Origin of the sequence: Treponema sp. Marseille-Q4132, assembly GCF_014334835.1 — a bacterium.
Classification (GTDB): domain Bacteria; phylum Spirochaetota; class Spirochaetia; order Treponematales; family Treponemataceae; genus Treponema_D; species Treponema_D paredis.
Map to the genome: position 1 here is coordinate 689,230 of NZ_CP060591.1, position 16,955 is coordinate 706,184.

Below are 16,955 nucleotides of genomic sequence, written 5' to 3' on the forward strand. Positions count from 1 at the left end.
TATAAAAACCGCAAAGCCGACAGTAATAACGCATTTGGTTTCAAAAAAGGCCGTGTCCTTTTCGAGGACACAGCCTTGTCCGATGCAATCAAATCAAAAACTATTAATACTTGAGTTTATCGGTATAATCACGACCGGAATTTGTTTTAACCACATTGATCGCGTATGCATCGTAATTGTTCAGGTTCGTAAATTTGTCAAGACAACTCGATTCGTTTTGACCGTCTCCCTGAACAATGGTAAGATCAAGATTCATAAGCGGCGCATAGTAGCGGAGCGCAGGCACATATGCCGATGACAACCAGTTGTCGCCGGAATTGAATACGGTGAGCAACACTTTTTTAGCAGGGGCATTCGTCTGCCTAATTCCCGCATCGCGCTGACCTGCCGTATACTGTTGACAGTTGACTATATTTACACCGGAATTTTTTGCCAGCAGCGCACGCGCATCGGATATATATTCCATCAGTGGGGTGATTTTATTGCCATACTGATCGGCTTCCGAGATTCCCTTTGTATATACATCGCTTCCCGAAAGACCATCGAGCAGATTTCGCAGTACTTGCAAAGTTCCCGCTGCCTGCGCGTCCGTATTCTGTGAAACCGTACCGCTGAGCCTCCCCGCACCGATTGCTTCAATCGCATCCGCATTCGCATCGTATCCAAAAATCGGAACCCCCGAGGGGTAGTTAGACGCCTGAAGACACCCCATTGCCATACCGTCGTTGTTGGAAACAACCATATCGATCTGCGTACCGAAACGCGTAGCCCAACCGCTCATCGCATCAGTTGCCGCGTTCGCATTCCATGTCGAACCGTCCGTCCCCGTCATTGCGCGGCTTTCAAGTTCGATAACGCGCATCATCCTGCCGCCCACTTGTACCGAGCCTTCTTTTGATACACCCGGATCGGTCGAACCGTTCCACGTTCCCAGCGCTTTACGAATACCTTCCGTACGCGCCGTTGAATTATTGTGCCCCATATCGCCGATACAAAGCACATAACCGATTACTCCATCGCCGTTTCTATCGACCGATACGGGAGATGCTGCAAGATAATCAGTAATGAGCCGCCCCTGCACCGATCCTCCGTCCAGACTGTCAACACCCACGTAGTAAGTCTGCGGATTCCAATTCATAACCGCCATATCGATTTCTCCCGTCGTCGGATCAGACGGCTGACGATTATAAAACACGAGCGGCTTATCTTTATTTTGAACCTTTGCCGCCTGCTTGCTGCATCCGATAAACGCGATACCGATGACCGCCGAAAAAACGGCAGCTGCAATTGTTTTTTTCATTCAATTACTCCTGAAAACATGAACCTGCCCAAACAATTCAATCTTCGGACAGCTTCCTTGTTTTACACAATTTTACTTTTATAGGTTCAATTTCGAGGTCTTTAATCTCGAAATTTAAAAACCCTTTCGAAGTGCAAGTAAATGGCAAGCCTTGAAAACAAATAAGATTATACTCAAGGCAAGATTCCGTTTGCGCCCCCGTTTCAAGCGTTAGGATTACGGAAAGCCTACTCCAAAAGATCGGTCGCGGCATACACAGCGAGTTTGCAAAGCAAGCTCGGTAGTGAGTGCAACAAACAAAGTTCTCACCGAAAGCACACCTTTATTTAAACAATAGTTTCAATACTCATCATTCGCCCTTACAGTATACAGCCAAATAAGAAATTGTCAAATGAAAATTATCTACACACTGCTCCTTACAATATCCGTTACATCTACTGTAAAGTTTTTCCATCAATCACATGCAACGAACCGTAAATCATATCGCTCGCTAACGATAATAAGCGAGTTTCGTTTCGATCCTCGCAAATACGATTTCGACACCCCAATTCATCGCAAGATAAAAAATGCCCGCGACGAAGAGCGGCATAAACGAAAAGAGGCGGCTCTGCGTTTCCTGCGCGACGCGCAAAAGTTCGGATACACCGATAACTTGCACGAGAGCGGTATCTTTGACAAGGGTTATCACTTCGTTTCCCATAGCGGGCATGATCCGTTTGACAACTTGCGGCAAGACAATGTAGAAAAAAGTTTGCCGCTTCGTATAGCCGAGTACTTTCGCCGCTTCGTATTGCCCTTTGGGAATCGACTCGATGCCGCCGCGGTAAATCTCCGCAAAGTATGCCGCATAATTGACAATGAGCGCGACAATAGCTGCAAGAAAACGAGGCCATGCGACGCGAAAATCGGTACCGAAATTATTGTTGAACCAAAGGCACAAAAGACTCGGACCGAAGTAGACGACGAGCAGCTGCAGCATGAGAGGCGTGCCGCGTATGACGAGCAAAAACGCTTTTATTATGTTTGAAAGTATTTTATTTTTCGCCATACGCCCCGCGCAAAACGGAAAGGCAAGCGGGAGCGCAAAAAGCAGCGTCAAAAAAAACACTTCGAGCGATGTTACGCTTCCGCGCAGCATCGCCTGCAGCATCTTCGCCATTTATTGTCCAATCACCGAAATATCGCGGCCGAACCACTTTTCCGAAACGGCGGTAACCGTTCCGTCTTTTTGCATATCTTCCAAAACACTCTGCACTTTATCGCACAGCGCTGCGCTCCCCTTACGGAACGCGATACCGTAACTTTCGTAAGAAAGCGCTTCATCGATGACGGTAAAGGGCTTTCCCGTCGCGGCTATGCTGTAATTTGCGACGACGCTGTCCATGACCACTCCGTCGACTCCGCGGATATCGAGGTCATTGAGAGCGGTAACATTGTCTTTTAAAAGCACTTGTTCTTTGAGCGAGCTCGAAAACTCCTTGTTTCCGTCTACGGCTTCCTGCGCACTCGAACCGCTTTGCAGCGCGATCTTCTTCCCCGCCATATCTTTTAACGACGTAACGCCGCTGTCGTTTCTGACAACGAGCACTTGCGCGTTTTTCAAATACGGTTTCGTAAACGCAAGCGCTTCTTCTCTTTCTTTCGTCATCGTAAAGCCGTTCCAAATGCAGTCGATTTTACCGGTATTCAGCTCCATCTCTTTCGCACCCCAATCGATGGGCTGCGCTTTAAAATCGACGCCGAGCCGCTTCGCCACTTCTTTTGCCAAATCGATATCGTAGCCGACGATTTCTCCGTCAGCATTGCGAAAGCCGAGCGGAGGAAACGAATCGTCGAGTCCGAGTACAAATACGCCGCGCGAAACGAGGTCGTCAAGCGACGTATCGCGAGCGGAAGCCGCATTCTGTTTTTTGCAGCTTAGGCTTCCCAAAGCGATAACGAGCGTAAAAAACAAAACCGAAAATACTTTTGCCGTTTTTTTCATTTATTGTCTCCTGCAAATAAATTAATAATATACATCTCATCGCGCCGGGTAAAAGAGGCGAGCGATTTTATATCAGCACACTTCGCCGTCTTGTCTGTCCGCGTCAAAACCGTCTTTCTTTTGCGAAAGTCTTCAGCGCCCGTATCTGCTCCGCAACGCGCTCGGCGGCAGGTCCGCCCTCGGTTTTTCGAGAGGCGACGCAGGACTTTGAATCGATGAGCGAATAAATATCGTCTTCGATGAGATCCGAACAGGCTTTAAAATCTTCAAGCGAAAGTTCTTCGAGCCTGCATTTTTTTTCGATGGCGATGCGCACCGCCTTTGCCGCAATGCCGTGCGCCGTGCGGAACGGAATGCCTTTGCGCACGAGGTAGTCGGCGACATCGGTCGCATTGAGATAGCCCTCTTCGCAGGAGCTCTCCATACGCTGCGTATTCCACGACGCGGAAGCGATCATATCCGCAAAAACCGACACGCACATGCACACCGTATCGAACGCATCGAAAAGGCTTTCTTTATCTTCCTGCATATCGCGGTTATACGCAAGCGGCAGGGCTTTCATCATCGTCAAAAGAGCTACGAGATCGCCGTATACCCTGCCCGTCCGTCCGCGGATGAGTTCGGCAAAGTCGGGATTTTTTTTCTGCGGCATGATCGAACTGCCGGTCGACCATTTTTCGCTCAATTCGATAAACGAAAATTCAGACGTAGACCACAGCACGACCTCTTCGGCCGCGCGCGAAAGATGCATCTGCAAAAGTGCAAAGCACGATGCGAATTCGATGCAGTAGTCGCGGTCGGAAACGGTGTCGAGCGAATTGGGCGTCACGCCGTCAAAGCCCATCAGTTCCGCTTCGAGTTTTCTGTCGAGCGGAAGCGTCGTTCCGGCGAGCGCTCCGGCGCCTATGGGAGAAAGCGAAATACGCTTAAGCGCATCGGAAAGCCGTTCCCAATCGCGCGTAAAACTCCACGCCCACGCGCACAGATGATGAGCGAGCGTCACCGGCTGAGCATGCTGCATGTGCGTAAAACCCGGCATAATCGATTGCGTGTGGCGCTCGGCGAGGCAGGCAAGCGTTTCAATGAGATGTACGACACTTTTTTGCAGTTCGGGGATCGTCCGTCTGAGATAGAGCCTTTCGTCGAGTGCGATTTGATCGTTTCGGCTTCTGCCCGTATGCACTTTTTTGCCCGCTTCTCCGATCCTGTCGGTGAGCGCGGCTTCTATAAATGAGTGAATGTCTTCGGCGGAAGCGTCCACGGAAAGTTTACCCGATGTCATGTCGGTATCGATCGAGTCGAGCGCGGCAATAATCGCATCGGCTTCCCGGCGCGAAATGATGCCCGTACGCGCGAGCATTTCCGCGTGCGCTTTACTCCCGAAAATATCGTCCGAGGCCATGCGCCGATCCGCGTAAATTGAAGTTTCAAACGCGACTGCAGCGGCGTCCGGCCCTTCGGAAAAACGGCCGTGCCACAGAGCGGCGTGATTGTCTCCGGTGATCGTACCGTGTGTATCCATAATTTCAAGAGTATACAATACATTGTTTTTTTTTACAATGATTTGTATACTTACCGGAGGGTAAGCGTACCAAAGAATATTCTTTTACGGGAGTGCGTTATGTTAAAAAAATTATCCGTCATCGTTTCGGTGCTGATTTCGGCCGGCTCTCTTTTTGCCGTACAAATCGATACGGCGCTCCTCGATACGGCAACGCGTCCGGACTATATTGAAGATACGTCCCCCGTGCCGAAAAATGAATTCAATAGCGCAAAGCAGATACGCGATATGGGCCGCAGGCTCGGCGGTAGTATTAAACGGCAGGACGCGCAGCATAAAAGCGGTGAACATTACGCATCGGGCGCCCCTTCGAAAAAATACCGCGCGCACCGCGTACCTTCGTCGGACTCGCTTCCGGGAGCCGACATCATCTATATCGCGCCGAACGCAAAAGTCGGTACGATCAAAGCGCTTGCCTTTATCCTTTCCGGCTACATTGAAGCGGCCTACGATTTACCTCTAAACGAAGCGGATACCTTAGCGCAAAAAGTATGCTGGTGGAATACGAATCATTACGACGATCGGAATTATTTTACGAAGCATTTCAACGCGCGCATACTCGAATCGTTTTCCGATGAAACGGCAGTCATCGGTCTTGCCGATTCGTACAAAAACTGGGCGGGACACGCGCGCATCGTCATCCCCTTTGAAAAAATAAAGGATACACAGACGGCGGCAAAAGACGGCACAAAACAAAGCGCAAAAATCGATTCGAAAAACAAAGACGCACAAAAAAACAGCGATGTCGAAAAAAATACGGCGCAAAATAAAAAAGAGGACGCAGGCAAAGGCGCGGCGCAAAACGATGCCGATAAAAACGCCGCAGGTACGATGCGGAACACGCTCCGAAAAGAAGCGCTGCAATTTAAAACCGTTCCGGCGAACTATAAAATCCTCTTCGGAGCGCTGTGCCTTGCCGCGCTTTTAATCATCGTGCTGCTCGTGCGGGTCATCATCGATATGGCAAGAAATTAATATCGCTCGTGTATCGTAAACGAATACTGTACATTTCGTGCGCGTTACATGCGCGGCACGGATGCCGTGTCGCAATTTTGCAAAACAGTTGCGCATTTTTGTAAAACAAAAATGCGGTAGTGAGCGGGCTGTCTCAAAAGCCGGTTACTTTTTCGACAGCCTACGAGTTTAAAATTAAGTCTTTATATTGCAGTAACTTAATTTTAAACATCGCATAGTAAATCAAAGAAACTTTCCAAAAACTGAAGTTTTTGGAAAACCGCGAACGAATACTGCTCGGATTTGCTCTTTTAAGTCGGGCGGTGAAAAACGCCTGACTCGTTTTTCTTTTATCCGTGCGGAGGCTTTCATATCCTTTCAGATGCAATAAAAGATATGAAAGCCGACTGCAATTCCTTATGAGGACACACGGTGTAACGCTTGAGTTGCTCCGTGTGATAGGAGACGCGCATAATTCCTGCGCGGGGAACTTCGCGCTTCGCGCTCGTTGCAAGTCGCGCACTGCTCGGATTTGCTCGCTCCGTTGACAGCAAAATGCAATATCACTACCATCATATAGAACAAAATCACAAGCGACGGCGAATGGAATACTTTCGCCGCGCAATCGTTTTTCAAAAGGAAAATACTATGAAAAGAATCATCACCGTACAGGATATTTCATGCGTCGGAAAGTGCTCGCTCACCGTAGCGCTTCCCGTCGTTTCCGCGATGGGAGTCGAAGCCGCCATCCTTCCGACAGCAGTGCTTTCGACGCATACCGCATTTAAAGGTTTTACTTTCCGCGATCTCACGGAAGACATCACGCCGATATGCGATCACTGGAAAAAAGAAAAAATTTCATTCGACGCGATTTACACCGGCTACCTCGGCTCTTTCGAACAGCTCGATTTGATGAAAAAGATGTTCGCCGACTTCGGCGGAAAAGACGTGCTCGTCTTCGTCGATCCGTGCATGGCCGACAACGGAAAACTCTATCCGGGCTTTACGCAGGAGTTCGCATTCGCGATGGCAAAGCTCGCAGGTCTCGCCGACGTCATCGCGCCGAATATGACCGAAGCGTCGTTTATGCTCGGCATTCCGTACAAAGCGGCGGGCTCATACGATGAAGCGTACATCAAAGACATACTCAAAAAACTCGCAGCCCTCGGCTCAAAACGCATCGTTTTGAAAGGCGTCGAGTTCGCTTCCGAACCCGGCAAGATCGGCATCATGTCCTACGATTCGGAGAGCGGCGCTTATACGAGTTACTTTCACGAAAAATGCGCGACAAGTTTTCACGGCACCGGCGATATCTTCGCAAGCGTCTGCGTCGGCGCTCTCATGCGCGGTCTTTCGCTCGAACAATCCTATGCGCTTGCGGCGGACTTCGTCGTCGAATCGATTAAAGCGACCGTTTCGCACAAAGACTACAACTGGTACGGCGTCGATTTTGAAAGCGCCATTCCTTACCTCGTAAAGCGGCTCGGAGCATAACGATTGCGTTTATTATTTATCCGGCACGGCGACCCGAATTACGATTTGGACATATTGACCGAAAAGGGAAAGCGCGAAGCAGCCCTGCTTGCAAACCGCGTTTCAAAATGGCAGGTTACCGATTTTTTCGCCTCGCCCTTGGGACGCGCACAGGAAACAGCCCGAATCGCGATGCAGGACACCGGACGCAAAGCCGAAACCTGCGATTGGCTGCAGGAATTTCATTATAAAGTGCGGGATCCCGAAACGGGTAAAAACAAAATCGCATGGGACTGGCTCCCCTCTTTTTATACCGACCCCGCAAACAAAGCGCTCCTCGACGCCGACAAGTGGATGCATACTCCCGTTATGGAATCGGGCAATATCGCACAGCGCTTCGAAGAAGTGTGCGGCGGCTTTGACGGCATCCTCGCGCGCTACGGCTTCGTGCGTGAAGGCGGCATCTACCGAACGGACGGCACGCATTGCCAAAAAGGCGTATTCAACGATTCAATTGCGCCCGTTAAACGATCCTACGACGACCGAACGCTCGTCTTTTTTTGTCACTTGGGCGTCATGTTCGCGATCATCGGCCATCTCGTAAAAATATCGCCCGTGCAGTTGTGGCAGGGTTTTTACGTCGCGCCGACGTCGGTGACCGCACTCGCATCCGAAGAGCGCGTTCCCGGCACCGCATTTTTCCGCGTACAGACTTTCGGCGACACGAATCACCTGCACGACGGAAACGAAGCGCCTTCGGCCGCAGGATACTTTACCGACGTATTTTACGATTAATAAAATTTTACAATTGCAGAGCGCTCATACGCTGCGCGAACGTTTATTCACCGGCGCAGCAAAACCGCGCCGCCGCTCGCATCGCGCAGCGCGTCGGAAAATTTTTGCAATTCGCCGCTTTCGATTTCTCCGCTTACGCTTACCGCCGATTCGAAGCGTTCTGCAATATCAAAAAGACGGAACTCTTTCATAATGTGCCGAAGCTTTTCATAGGCGGCATACGAAGCGGTAAACGAAAAGCACGTTTTTTCGATAAGCTCCGAAAAGGCACCAAGCCTCTCGGCTTCTTCGATAACGGCCTTTGCCGCATCCGTGTACGCTTTAACAAGACCGCCCGTACCGAGGAGTGTTCCGCCGAAATAACGCGTAACGGTCAAAAGCGCATTCGTACAGTTTTTCCCGCACAACACATCGAGTACCGGACGGGCGGCCGTTCCCGAAGGCTCGCCGTCGTCGCTCATGCCGCGTATCTGTGCCGAAGGGCCCACGACGAAAGCGTGGACGACGTGAGAGGCGTCGGAGTATTTCGCTTTTTGAGATTTTAATAATTCGCGCGCATCGCTCTGCGACGTACAGGGCAAAAGTTCGGCAATAAAGCGCGAATGCTTTACGAGCGTTTCAGAAACCGCATAGCCTGTAAGCGCATCCAAAAAACTTTTCTCCGCTCAGGCTTCTTTCGGAGGCTCGACGTCGACAGATTCGACTTCTTTCGAAGCTGCGCGCGTCCCTTGAGCTTTCAAGCCCTTTTCAGGGAAAGCGGACGCTTTGAAACTTTCATCGAGTTTTTTGATCCGCGCTTTTTTCGCATAATGCAGGGTAAACGTAAAATTTTTCCGCGTATCGACGTGGAGCACTTCTTTGCCGTCGGGTGCAAAAAAATAATCGCGGTTCATGATATAGCCTTCGACGCGGCATCGTTTAACAAAAACGTATTTCGTTTCGGGGTCGCGGTAAATGATCGTAAAGAGCACTTTCGAAAGACTTTCTTTGTCCGCAAGCCCGCACCAAAACATACCCGGCCCGACGAAAACTTTTTGAGGAGAATCGGTTACGCTGAATATGCCGCTCCGCCGGACAAAGAGCACCCTGTCGTACGGAGTAATTTTAAGCGCTTCGATGCCGCCTGAAACGCCCGTTCCGAGATAACCCGACGTGCCGTCGTATTTGAGCGGGATGTCGCGTTTGACGATTTCTTTGACGTCTACTTTTTCGATATCGGCTATCGTCGTGAGACGCTGCGTCCTTTCCGCGTCAAGCTTTGCAAGCAAACCGTCGAGCCAGCTTATCGCATAAGCTGCGAGATGCTTTAAAAGCTTATCGATTTCTTTGATACGGTTTTTCGCAGCTTCCACTTCCTGACGGTTTTTGTTGATGTCGTAAAGCGAAATGCGGCGGATAGGAATCTTCAGCAAGTGATCGACATCTTCATCGGTTATGGGGCGCAGGAGCTCTTTTTTAAACGGTACGAAACCTTTTTTTACCGCGTCGACGACTGCCTCCTGCGTTTTCATCTGTTCGATATTTTTATAGATGCGCTCTTCGATAAAGATGCGCTCGAGCGTCCGCAAATGCAGCTTTTCGAATTGTTCGGCACGCTCGACGGTGAGTTCGTCTTTCAGCACGCCGACGAGCTGCTTTGCATGAAATTTAATAACGTCGGTTACGGTAATCTGTACCGGCATATTGTCGCGTATAACGAGCAGATTGCAGTATATCGTCTGTTCGCATTCTGTGTACGCATAGAGCGCATCGACGATATCGGAAGCATACACGCCGCGCGGAAGCTTTATTTCGATATTGACGGTTTCGGCCGTGTAATCGTTGATCGACGCGATGCGCACTTTATTGTTTTTAGCGGCTTTTTCGATCGAATCCATAAGCGACTCGGTCGTCGAACCGAAGGGCAGTTCGGTGATCGTAATCTTTTTTTCATCGCTTAAATCCATCTTCGCTCTCGTAACGATTTTGCCCAAGCCGTCCTGATAGTCCGACACGTCGATGAGACCGCCCGTTTGAAAGTCGGGATAGAGCGTAAACTTTTCGCCGCGCAGACATTTTTTTTCGGCTTCGATGACTTCGCGGATATTGTGAGGAAGGATTTTCGTACTCATGCCGACGGCGATTCCCTCCGCGCCCAAAATCAGCACGAGAGGCAGCTTTGCGCGGAACATAACGGGCTCTTTATTGCGCCCGTCGTAGCTCGGAACGTAATCGGTAATCTTCGGATTGTAGAGGATATCGCGCGCAATGGGACGCAGACGGCATTCGATATAACGCGCCGCGGACGCCGAGTCTCCGGTGTAGAGGTTTCCGAAGTTTCCCTGCCGGTCAACGAGTAAATCTTTATTGGCAAGAACGACGAGCGCCGAATAAATGGATGCGTCTCCGTGCGGGTGATATTTCATGCACTGCCCGACGACGTTTGCGACTTTGTGGAATTTGCCGTCGTCCGCTTCGAGGAGCGTGTGGAGGATCCTCCGCTGTACCGGCTTCAATCCATCGACGAGTTCGGGGATAGCACGGTCTCGAATAACGTAGCTCGCGTATTGAATAAAATTGCTGTCGAAAAGATTTTTTACGTATGCCATACCGTTTCAGTATACAGCAAATGAGGATTTCTGTCTTGCAGCGCGATACGGCGAATTATACCATATATCCCAAACACGAAGAAATCTGACGGGCGGTTTCACAAATCATATAGACATTCGCATCCATCTGCTCTTTTGCAATATAATTTTCGAATGCGCTCATGCTCACCGCTGCAACGATTTTTCCGCTTGAATCGCGGATCGGAGCGGCATTGCAGTTATCGTTTAAGATAAGCTCTTCGCGGTCGATCGCATATCCCTGTTCCCGTACTTTCCTCAGTTCACGCTGCAAGAGCGCATAGTCGGTAATCGTGCGAACGGTGAATTCTTTCAACCCGCCGTTTTTGTCGATAATCCTTTCAAGCTCTTCGGGATACAATTCGGAAACGAGTACTTTGCCCAAAGCGGAAGCATGGAACGGAACTTTTTTCCCCGGTGTAAAATACGTTTTGAGTACAACCTGCCCGTCGATCCTGTCGGTCTGCACTACTTCGCCGTCATAAAGAACTCCGAGATTGATATTCGCTTCGGGAAAACGATGAGCGAGCATTTCCATATACGGAAGCGCGAACTTCCGTATATCGATCGAAGAAAGCGCGCGGTTAAACAACTTTAACACTTTAAGTGAAACCGTATACGTCCCCGTCGCTTCGTTTTTTATCAAATATCCCGCAGCTGTCATCGTCGAAAGCAGACGGTAGGCCATATTGACATTTACCTGCAACGCTTTCATGACATCCTGCACCGTAAACGAATCTTCCCGTTCGGCCGCCATGTCGAAGATCGCGAGGCTTCGAGAAACTATTTTTACATTATATTTTTCTTCTTTATCGCCGGTCATATTACGTGGAGTATACCGATATTGCAGATAAAATGAAATATCGGTATATAATTTTCATTACCGTACCATACACGGTTTTTTAGAATCGAATTTCCATCCGGAAATAAGATGCTGCATACCGATATCATCTCTGCGATCCCCGTACGGAAGTTTTTTATAAAGCGCATTTGCTTTAAGAATCGCGTCCATATCGATTTCAAGACCGAAGCCCGGTGTGTCCGGAATGTGAATCCTGCCTTCGGTGATTTTATACGGAGAACGGGTAAGGTGCTGTCCGTCCTGCCAAATCCAATGGGTATCCATCGCCGTCACCGAAGGACAAGCGGCGGCTGTTTGCGCGAAAATCGCAAGCGATATATCGAAATGATTATTCGAGTGACAGCCCCATGTCAAGCCCCAGTTATCAAGCACTTGGCCGATGCGCACCGAATCGCTCATCGTCCAAAAATGCGGATCGGCGAGCACTATGTCGATCGATTTTTCTACAACAGCATGATAAAACTGTCTCCAATCGGTTGCGATCATATTCGTCGCTGTAGGAATCCCCGTCCGCATTTTAAATTCCGCCATCGTTTCGCGCCCCGAATAGCCGCCTTCGGTACCGCACGGATCTTCAGCGTATGAGAGACAGCTGTCCTTGCACAGACGAACGGCATCGGCAAGTTTCCACGCGCCGTTCGGATCTATGTTGATGCGCGCATCCGGAAATTCTTTCCCAAGCGCAGCAACCGCTTCCATCTCTTTTTCTCCGGAAAACACGCCGCCCTTGAGTTTAAAATCCTTAAATCCGTAATATTCTTTTGCGGCATGAGCCTGAGCTACGATACCTGCCGTATCCATGGCGGGCTTTCGACGCGTGCGAAACCAAATATTGTCCGATGCATCTTCTGTGATATAACGCTCGTCGTATTTTTTTCCGTCCGCCTGATAAAACAAATAGCCGAGAACCGTAACGTCATCCCGTTGCTTGCCGTCGCCCAAAAGTTCGCATACGGGAAGACCGAGAAACTGTCCCCATAAATCAAGGAAGGCGGCTTCAATTGCGGATTCCGCATGAACGACGTCTTTCAATTTCGTTAAATCCAGATTTTGTATGCCGTCGCTGTTTTTTGTTCTTTCATTGTGACCGGTTTTCAGTTTCGCGACAATCGTTTTATATTTGCACACCGGCTGTCCGACGACAAAAGGAATAGCCTCTTCCAGCGATTTCGTAATCGCTTCTCCGCCGTGAACTTCTCCGATGCCCGTATGACCGGCATTATCTTTTAAGATAACGATATTGCGCGTAAAAAACGGTGCATGTGCTCCGCTCAGTGAAAGCAGCATACTATCATAACCTGCAACGGGATAAACCTGCACCTGTGTTACAATCGGCGTATCGGCATTCGTCATATATCCTCCGAATATTAATAATAAACAAATCGACCGCGTTCAGCTTTTTGCGGAATTTCCGGCACTTCGCATCGAATGTATTCCTTTAATAATCGAGCGGACGATTGAAAAAAATGCAAGTGCGATAAATATGATTGCGATAGGATGCTTAAATATTTCAAAAGCATCTCCGTTCGAATACTGCAACCCGCGTCTGAGATTTGTTTCAAAATCTTTTGCAAGGATAAAGCCCAGTATGAACGGCGGCAACGGCACACCGACGACTTTCATCACATATCCGATAACGCCGAACAGCAAAAGGCTGAATATATCAAATACCCGATAATTGAGCGCGTACGATCCGATACAGCACAAGACAATAATAACCGGCAATAAAATATATGACGGGATTTCTAATATTTTTACGAAACCGCGCAGGCATGTAAACATAATAACAGCCATAAAAACCGACGATAAAATCATAGCCGCATAAATCGTATAGACGGTCTGCGCGCTCGTTTGGAAAAGAAGCGGACCCGGGGTAAGGCCGTGCAGCATAAATCCTCCGAGCAGAATCGCCGTAACGCCGTCACCCGGGATACCGAGCGTAAGCAGAGGAATCATGGCTCCTCCGATGCTCGCATTGTTTGAAGTTTCGCTTGCTATAACACCGTCTACAATCCCCGTACCGAATTTTTCGGGATGCTTCGATGAATTTTTCGCAACCGAATATGCGATGAGATTGCTTGTCGAACCGCCGATTCCGGGAAGAATACCGATCCCGAGCCCGACAGCTGCCGAGCGGATGAAATTTCCGATTTGATCTTTTATTTCGCTCCACGTAAAACCGAGACCTTTCAGACGATAGTCGGTCATCAAAACGTCTTTGTGCTCCGTAACCGCCGTTTCAAGAACTTCGCTTACCGCATACAAGCCGACCAGAACCGGGAGTAAGGCGAATCCCGAAGTAAGATCGAGCGAGTTGAATGTAAAGCGTTTTGCCGAATCGATCGGTGCAAGCCCGACGGTTGCAAACATCATACCGAACAATGCGCTTAGCAAACCTTTTACCATCGACTTGCCGGCAAGGCTGGAAATAAGCGTCAGCGCGAAAAGTGTCACGCCGAAATATTCCCAGGGACCGAAACGTATCGTGAGCGCCGCAAGGGGTTTTGAAATGACAACCATTGCCGCGATGCTGAAGACCGTTCCGACAAATGAACTGAATATGCCTACACCGAGTGCTTTGCCCGCTTCACCTTTCAACGCAAGAGGCCTTCCGTCGAACGTCGTCGCAATCGAAGCGGGGGTACCCGGCATATTCAGCAAAATAGCCGAAACCAGCCCTCCAGATGTACCGCCGATATAAATCGCAGTAAGCATCGATAGACCCGTTTCTTTTGTTAAAACATACGTAATCGGAAGCATCATAGAAATACCTGCAACCGTTGTAAGACCGGGAATGGCGCCAAAGATAATTCCGAATACGACTCCGAAAATTATCAAGCCGACGGTAAGCGGTTGGGTAAACAGATTTATAAAACTTGAAAACAGCATAGTATCCCCGTCAATATCCGAAAATGCCCCTCGGCAAAATCAAACCGAGCAGATTATTAAAAACCGTGTACACGAGAAAAGAAACGGCAAGCGAAAAGAGAACCGTAAAGATTCCGGTTTTCGCATTTTTACGCGGAAGCAATAAAAAAATCATTGCCGAAAGATAGAGAACGGTTGAAATGATAAAACCGAGTTTATCAAATAAAAAAATATAAACGGTAAGGAGTGCGATCGCGAAAACAAATTTACCGAATACATTCCGGTTTATACGTACCGACGTACCGGACGCTTCAGCGAAATTTTTGTCCGCATTCCGTTTTTTTAATTTGAAAGCGGATTGTATAACGGTAGACAAACCCAACACAGCCATTATGACGGCCAGAATTTGGGGCACGATTTTCGAAGATAGTCCCGCATCTCCGAACGGATTATATGACTCTATCGAAAACGTCCCGGCAAAATACGCTATCGCCAGCAGGAAAAAAAATAATCCGATACCTAAGTCTTTTTTTATTTTTTGTTCCATAAGCATATCTCCTTTATACGGACAATGCGGCAAACGATACCGTCCGCCGCATTTGAAGCTTGTTATTTTTTTATACCCGCTCTGATTTGATCGCGGATCGCCATAAGCGCATCATATTGCGATTTATAAAGAGCTGTCGTCGCCGCAGGATCTTTGTACATCGGTGTTTGATATAATTTTTCCAAATCCGCTTTGTACTGCGTATTCGTCTTAATAATTTTTTCACACGCAGCGGCAAATTTGGCGACGATCACCTTATCCGTGCCCTTAGGCATAAAAAACGTATTATCGTAGCTGTAGCCGCAGTCTACACCGAGCTCTTTCAATGTCGGCACATCTTTAAGGATATCCGAACGTTCCGTACTTACATTGGCTATTATTCTCAGCGTACCGTTTTTTACATAATCGATAACTTGGCTGTAATTCAATTCGGTCACATCGACATGATTGCCGAGAATAAGCTGGAGCCTCTCTCCCGATCCGCCGGAGCTGACGATGTTAAACTTGGCACCTGCAGCTTGAACCGCGATCCCTATCCATTGCGTAGAAGCACCGGTATTTGCGGTAAAGCGATATTTTCCGGGATCTTTTTTCGTCGCATTCACGACATCCTGATATGTGCGCCAATCGGGATGCTGCTTCGCATTGATGAGGAGCACTTCATCCGATGCACGGGAAAATACGCAGACCGGTTCAAAATCCTGATAACCGAAATTGACCATGCCGGAAACCTGTGCCATGTGCATGGATATTTGATGAACGAGCACGGTGTATCCGTCATTAGCCGCATCCTTTGCCTGTGCCGCACCGATCGTCCCTCCTGATCCTGCAACATTCGTCACAACGACGGGTTGCCGGAGTTCCTGAGTCAAATACTTTGCAAGCGTGCGCGCATTGACATCCGAATTACCGCCGGCGGCAAACGGGACAATGAGATTGATCGATTTTTTCGGCCAATCTATTCCGGCCGCATCTTTTTCTCCGTTTGCAAAAACGGAGAAAGTTGCCGCTGCCAAAACCGAAAATCCGACAATTAATTTTTTCATAACAACTCCTTATTAAAAAACAATTCATATAAAACGATGAGTATTCTCGTCGTTTTCACTCAACTCTTACCTAATAAGCCCCATATCCTTTAGAAGCGCGCGAAGCGTTTCCCGCTGCTCGCCGCTCAAAGGCCGTATCGGTGCCAAACACGTTCCCGCATCGAATCCTTCAAGTTCCAATCCCTCTTTAATAACTTCCGGAAAGGTTCCCATATTGCATGCAATGCGAAGCGGATTAAGTGCAAACTGAGCATCAAGGGCACCCTTAAAATCGCCGGATTTAAATTTATCGTAAATATCCGCGACCAGACGAGGCGCGACGTTTGCGCAGGAGGCGATGGAACCGGCAGCCCCGGAACAAAGACCCGCATAGATAAGTGTATCGCGTCCGATTAAAACGCTGAACTTGTCATTGTCCTTTGTAAGCCGCAGGTATTCCGCCGAATTCGTAAAATCTCCGGTACTGTCTTTAATGCCGATGATATTATCGATTTCGGCAAGACGGGAGACGGTACGAGGCTCTATCGTTACATTCGTTTTCGGTTTATTGTTGTACATGATCACCGGAAGATCCGTATTTTCCGCAATCGTTTTGTAGTATTCGTACAATTCATCTTGCGTTTGAGAAACGAACATGGGAGTAAGCACGGAAACGGCATCGAAACCGACATCTTGGGCAATATGTACTCGCTCTATCACTCCTCTCGTTGTAATATGGCTTGCACCCGCATAGATCGGAACGCGGCCTCTCACTTCGTCTTTTGTCGCTTCAAATATGTACCGTATTTCATCTTTGTCGAATGCATAGAATTCGCCGGTTGTGCCGAGAGGGAAAATACCGTGTACGCCGCTTTCAATCAAATGATTAACAATTTTCCTGAAAGCTTTTTCATTAAACTTTCCGTCATCGGTAAACGGCGTTACAACCGGCGGAATGATTCCGTAAGGTTTAAACATCG

Annotated in this window: 15 protein-coding genes; 3 read left to right on the forward strand and 12 right to left on the reverse strand. The window is 48.7% G+C overall.

Annotated elements, in window-relative coordinates:
* Positions 1 to 103: 103 nt before the first annotated feature.
* From H9I35_RS03225 to argH, 4 genes are all read right to left on the reverse strand, one after another.
* Complete coding sequence (locus H9I35_RS03225; RefSeq protein WP_187420191.1) at positions 104 to 1,300, reverse strand: substrate-binding domain-containing protein; 1,197 nt, start codon at positions 1,298 to 1,300, stop codon at positions 104 to 106.
* A gap of 490 nt (positions 1,301 to 1,790) precedes the next feature.
* A complete protein-coding gene (locus H9I35_RS03230; RefSeq protein ID WP_187420192.1) occupies positions 1,791 to 2,459 on the reverse strand; it encodes an amino acid ABC transporter permease in 669 nt (222 codons plus the stop codon).
* Complete coding sequence (locus H9I35_RS03235; protein WP_187420193.1) at positions 2,460 to 3,284, reverse strand: amino acid ABC transporter substrate-binding protein; 825 nt, start codon at positions 3,282 to 3,284, stop codon at positions 2,460 to 2,462. It abuts the gene before it with no gap.
* A gap of 103 nt (positions 3,285 to 3,387) precedes the next feature.
* A complete protein-coding gene (gene argH / locus H9I35_RS03240) occupies positions 3,388 to 4,806 on the reverse strand; it encodes an argininosuccinate lyase (RefSeq protein WP_187420194.1) in 1,419 nt (472 codons plus the stop codon).
* Between the two features lie 99 nt (positions 4,807 to 4,905).
* Between argH and H9I35_RS03245 the strand changes: the two genes are divergently transcribed.
* From H9I35_RS03245 to H9I35_RS03255, 3 genes are all read left to right on the forward strand, one after another.
* On the forward strand, positions 4,906 to 5,820 hold the full coding sequence (locus H9I35_RS03245) for a P83/100 family protein (protein WP_187420195.1): 915 nt from the start codon (positions 4,906 to 4,908) through the stop codon (positions 5,818 to 5,820).
* Positions 5,821 to 6,447: 627 nt separating this feature from the next.
* Complete coding sequence (locus H9I35_RS03250; RefSeq protein ID WP_187420196.1) at positions 6,448 to 7,293, forward strand: pyridoxamine kinase; 846 nt, start codon at positions 6,448 to 6,450, stop codon at positions 7,291 to 7,293.
* 3 nt (positions 7,294 to 7,296) lie between these two features.
* Positions 7,297 to 8,067 (forward strand): histidine phosphatase family protein, encoded by a 771-nt coding sequence (locus H9I35_RS03255; RefSeq protein ID WP_187420197.1) that lies wholly within the window; start codon positions 7,297 to 7,299, stop codon positions 8,065 to 8,067.
* Positions 8,068 to 8,114: 47 nt separating this feature from the next.
* Here the strand turns inward: H9I35_RS03255 and H9I35_RS03260 are convergent, their stop codons facing one another.
* From H9I35_RS03260 to H9I35_RS03295, 8 genes are all read right to left on the reverse strand, one after another.
* Positions 8,115 to 8,717, reverse strand: a complete 603-nt coding sequence (locus tag H9I35_RS03260) for an IMPACT family protein (protein WP_187420198.1) — start codon at positions 8,715 to 8,717, stop codon at positions 8,115 to 8,117.
* Between the two features lie 15 nt (positions 8,718 to 8,732).
* The gene (locus tag H9I35_RS03265; protein WP_187420199.1) at positions 8,733 to 10,655 is read right to left on the reverse strand and encodes a DNA topoisomerase IV subunit A; all 1,923 of its coding nucleotides are present in this window, start codon (positions 10,653 to 10,655) and stop codon (positions 8,733 to 8,735) included.
* Between the two features lie 55 nt (positions 10,656 to 10,710).
* The gene (locus tag H9I35_RS03270) at positions 10,711 to 11,496 is read right to left on the reverse strand and encodes an IclR family transcriptional regulator (RefSeq protein WP_187420200.1); all 786 of its coding nucleotides are present in this window, start codon (positions 11,494 to 11,496) and stop codon (positions 10,711 to 10,713) included.
* 57 nt (positions 11,497 to 11,553) lie between these two features.
* A complete protein-coding gene (locus H9I35_RS03275) occupies positions 11,554 to 12,888 on the reverse strand; it encodes an enolase C-terminal domain-like protein (RefSeq protein WP_187420201.1) in 1,335 nt (444 codons plus the stop codon).
* 39 nt (positions 12,889 to 12,927) lie between these two features.
* Positions 12,928 to 14,424, reverse strand: a complete 1,497-nt coding sequence (locus H9I35_RS03280; protein ID WP_187420202.1) for a tripartite tricarboxylate transporter permease — start codon at positions 14,422 to 14,424, stop codon at positions 12,928 to 12,930.
* A 10-nt stretch (positions 14,425 to 14,434) separates the two neighbouring features.
* The gene (locus H9I35_RS03285) at positions 14,435 to 14,950 is read right to left on the reverse strand and encodes a tripartite tricarboxylate transporter TctB family protein (RefSeq protein ID WP_187420203.1); all 516 of its coding nucleotides are present in this window, start codon (positions 14,948 to 14,950) and stop codon (positions 14,435 to 14,437) included.
* Between the two features lie 62 nt (positions 14,951 to 15,012).
* Entirely contained in the window at positions 15,013 to 15,996 is a 984-nt protein-coding gene (locus H9I35_RS03290; protein WP_187420204.1) for a tripartite tricarboxylate transporter substrate binding protein, read from the reverse strand.
* A 66-nt stretch (positions 15,997 to 16,062) separates the two neighbouring features.
* The gene (locus H9I35_RS03295; protein ID WP_187420205.1) at positions 16,063 to 16,953 is read right to left on the reverse strand and encodes a dihydrodipicolinate synthase family protein; all 891 of its coding nucleotides are present in this window, start codon (positions 16,951 to 16,953) and stop codon (positions 16,063 to 16,065) included.
* Positions 16,954 to 16,955: the final 2 nt, after the last annotated feature.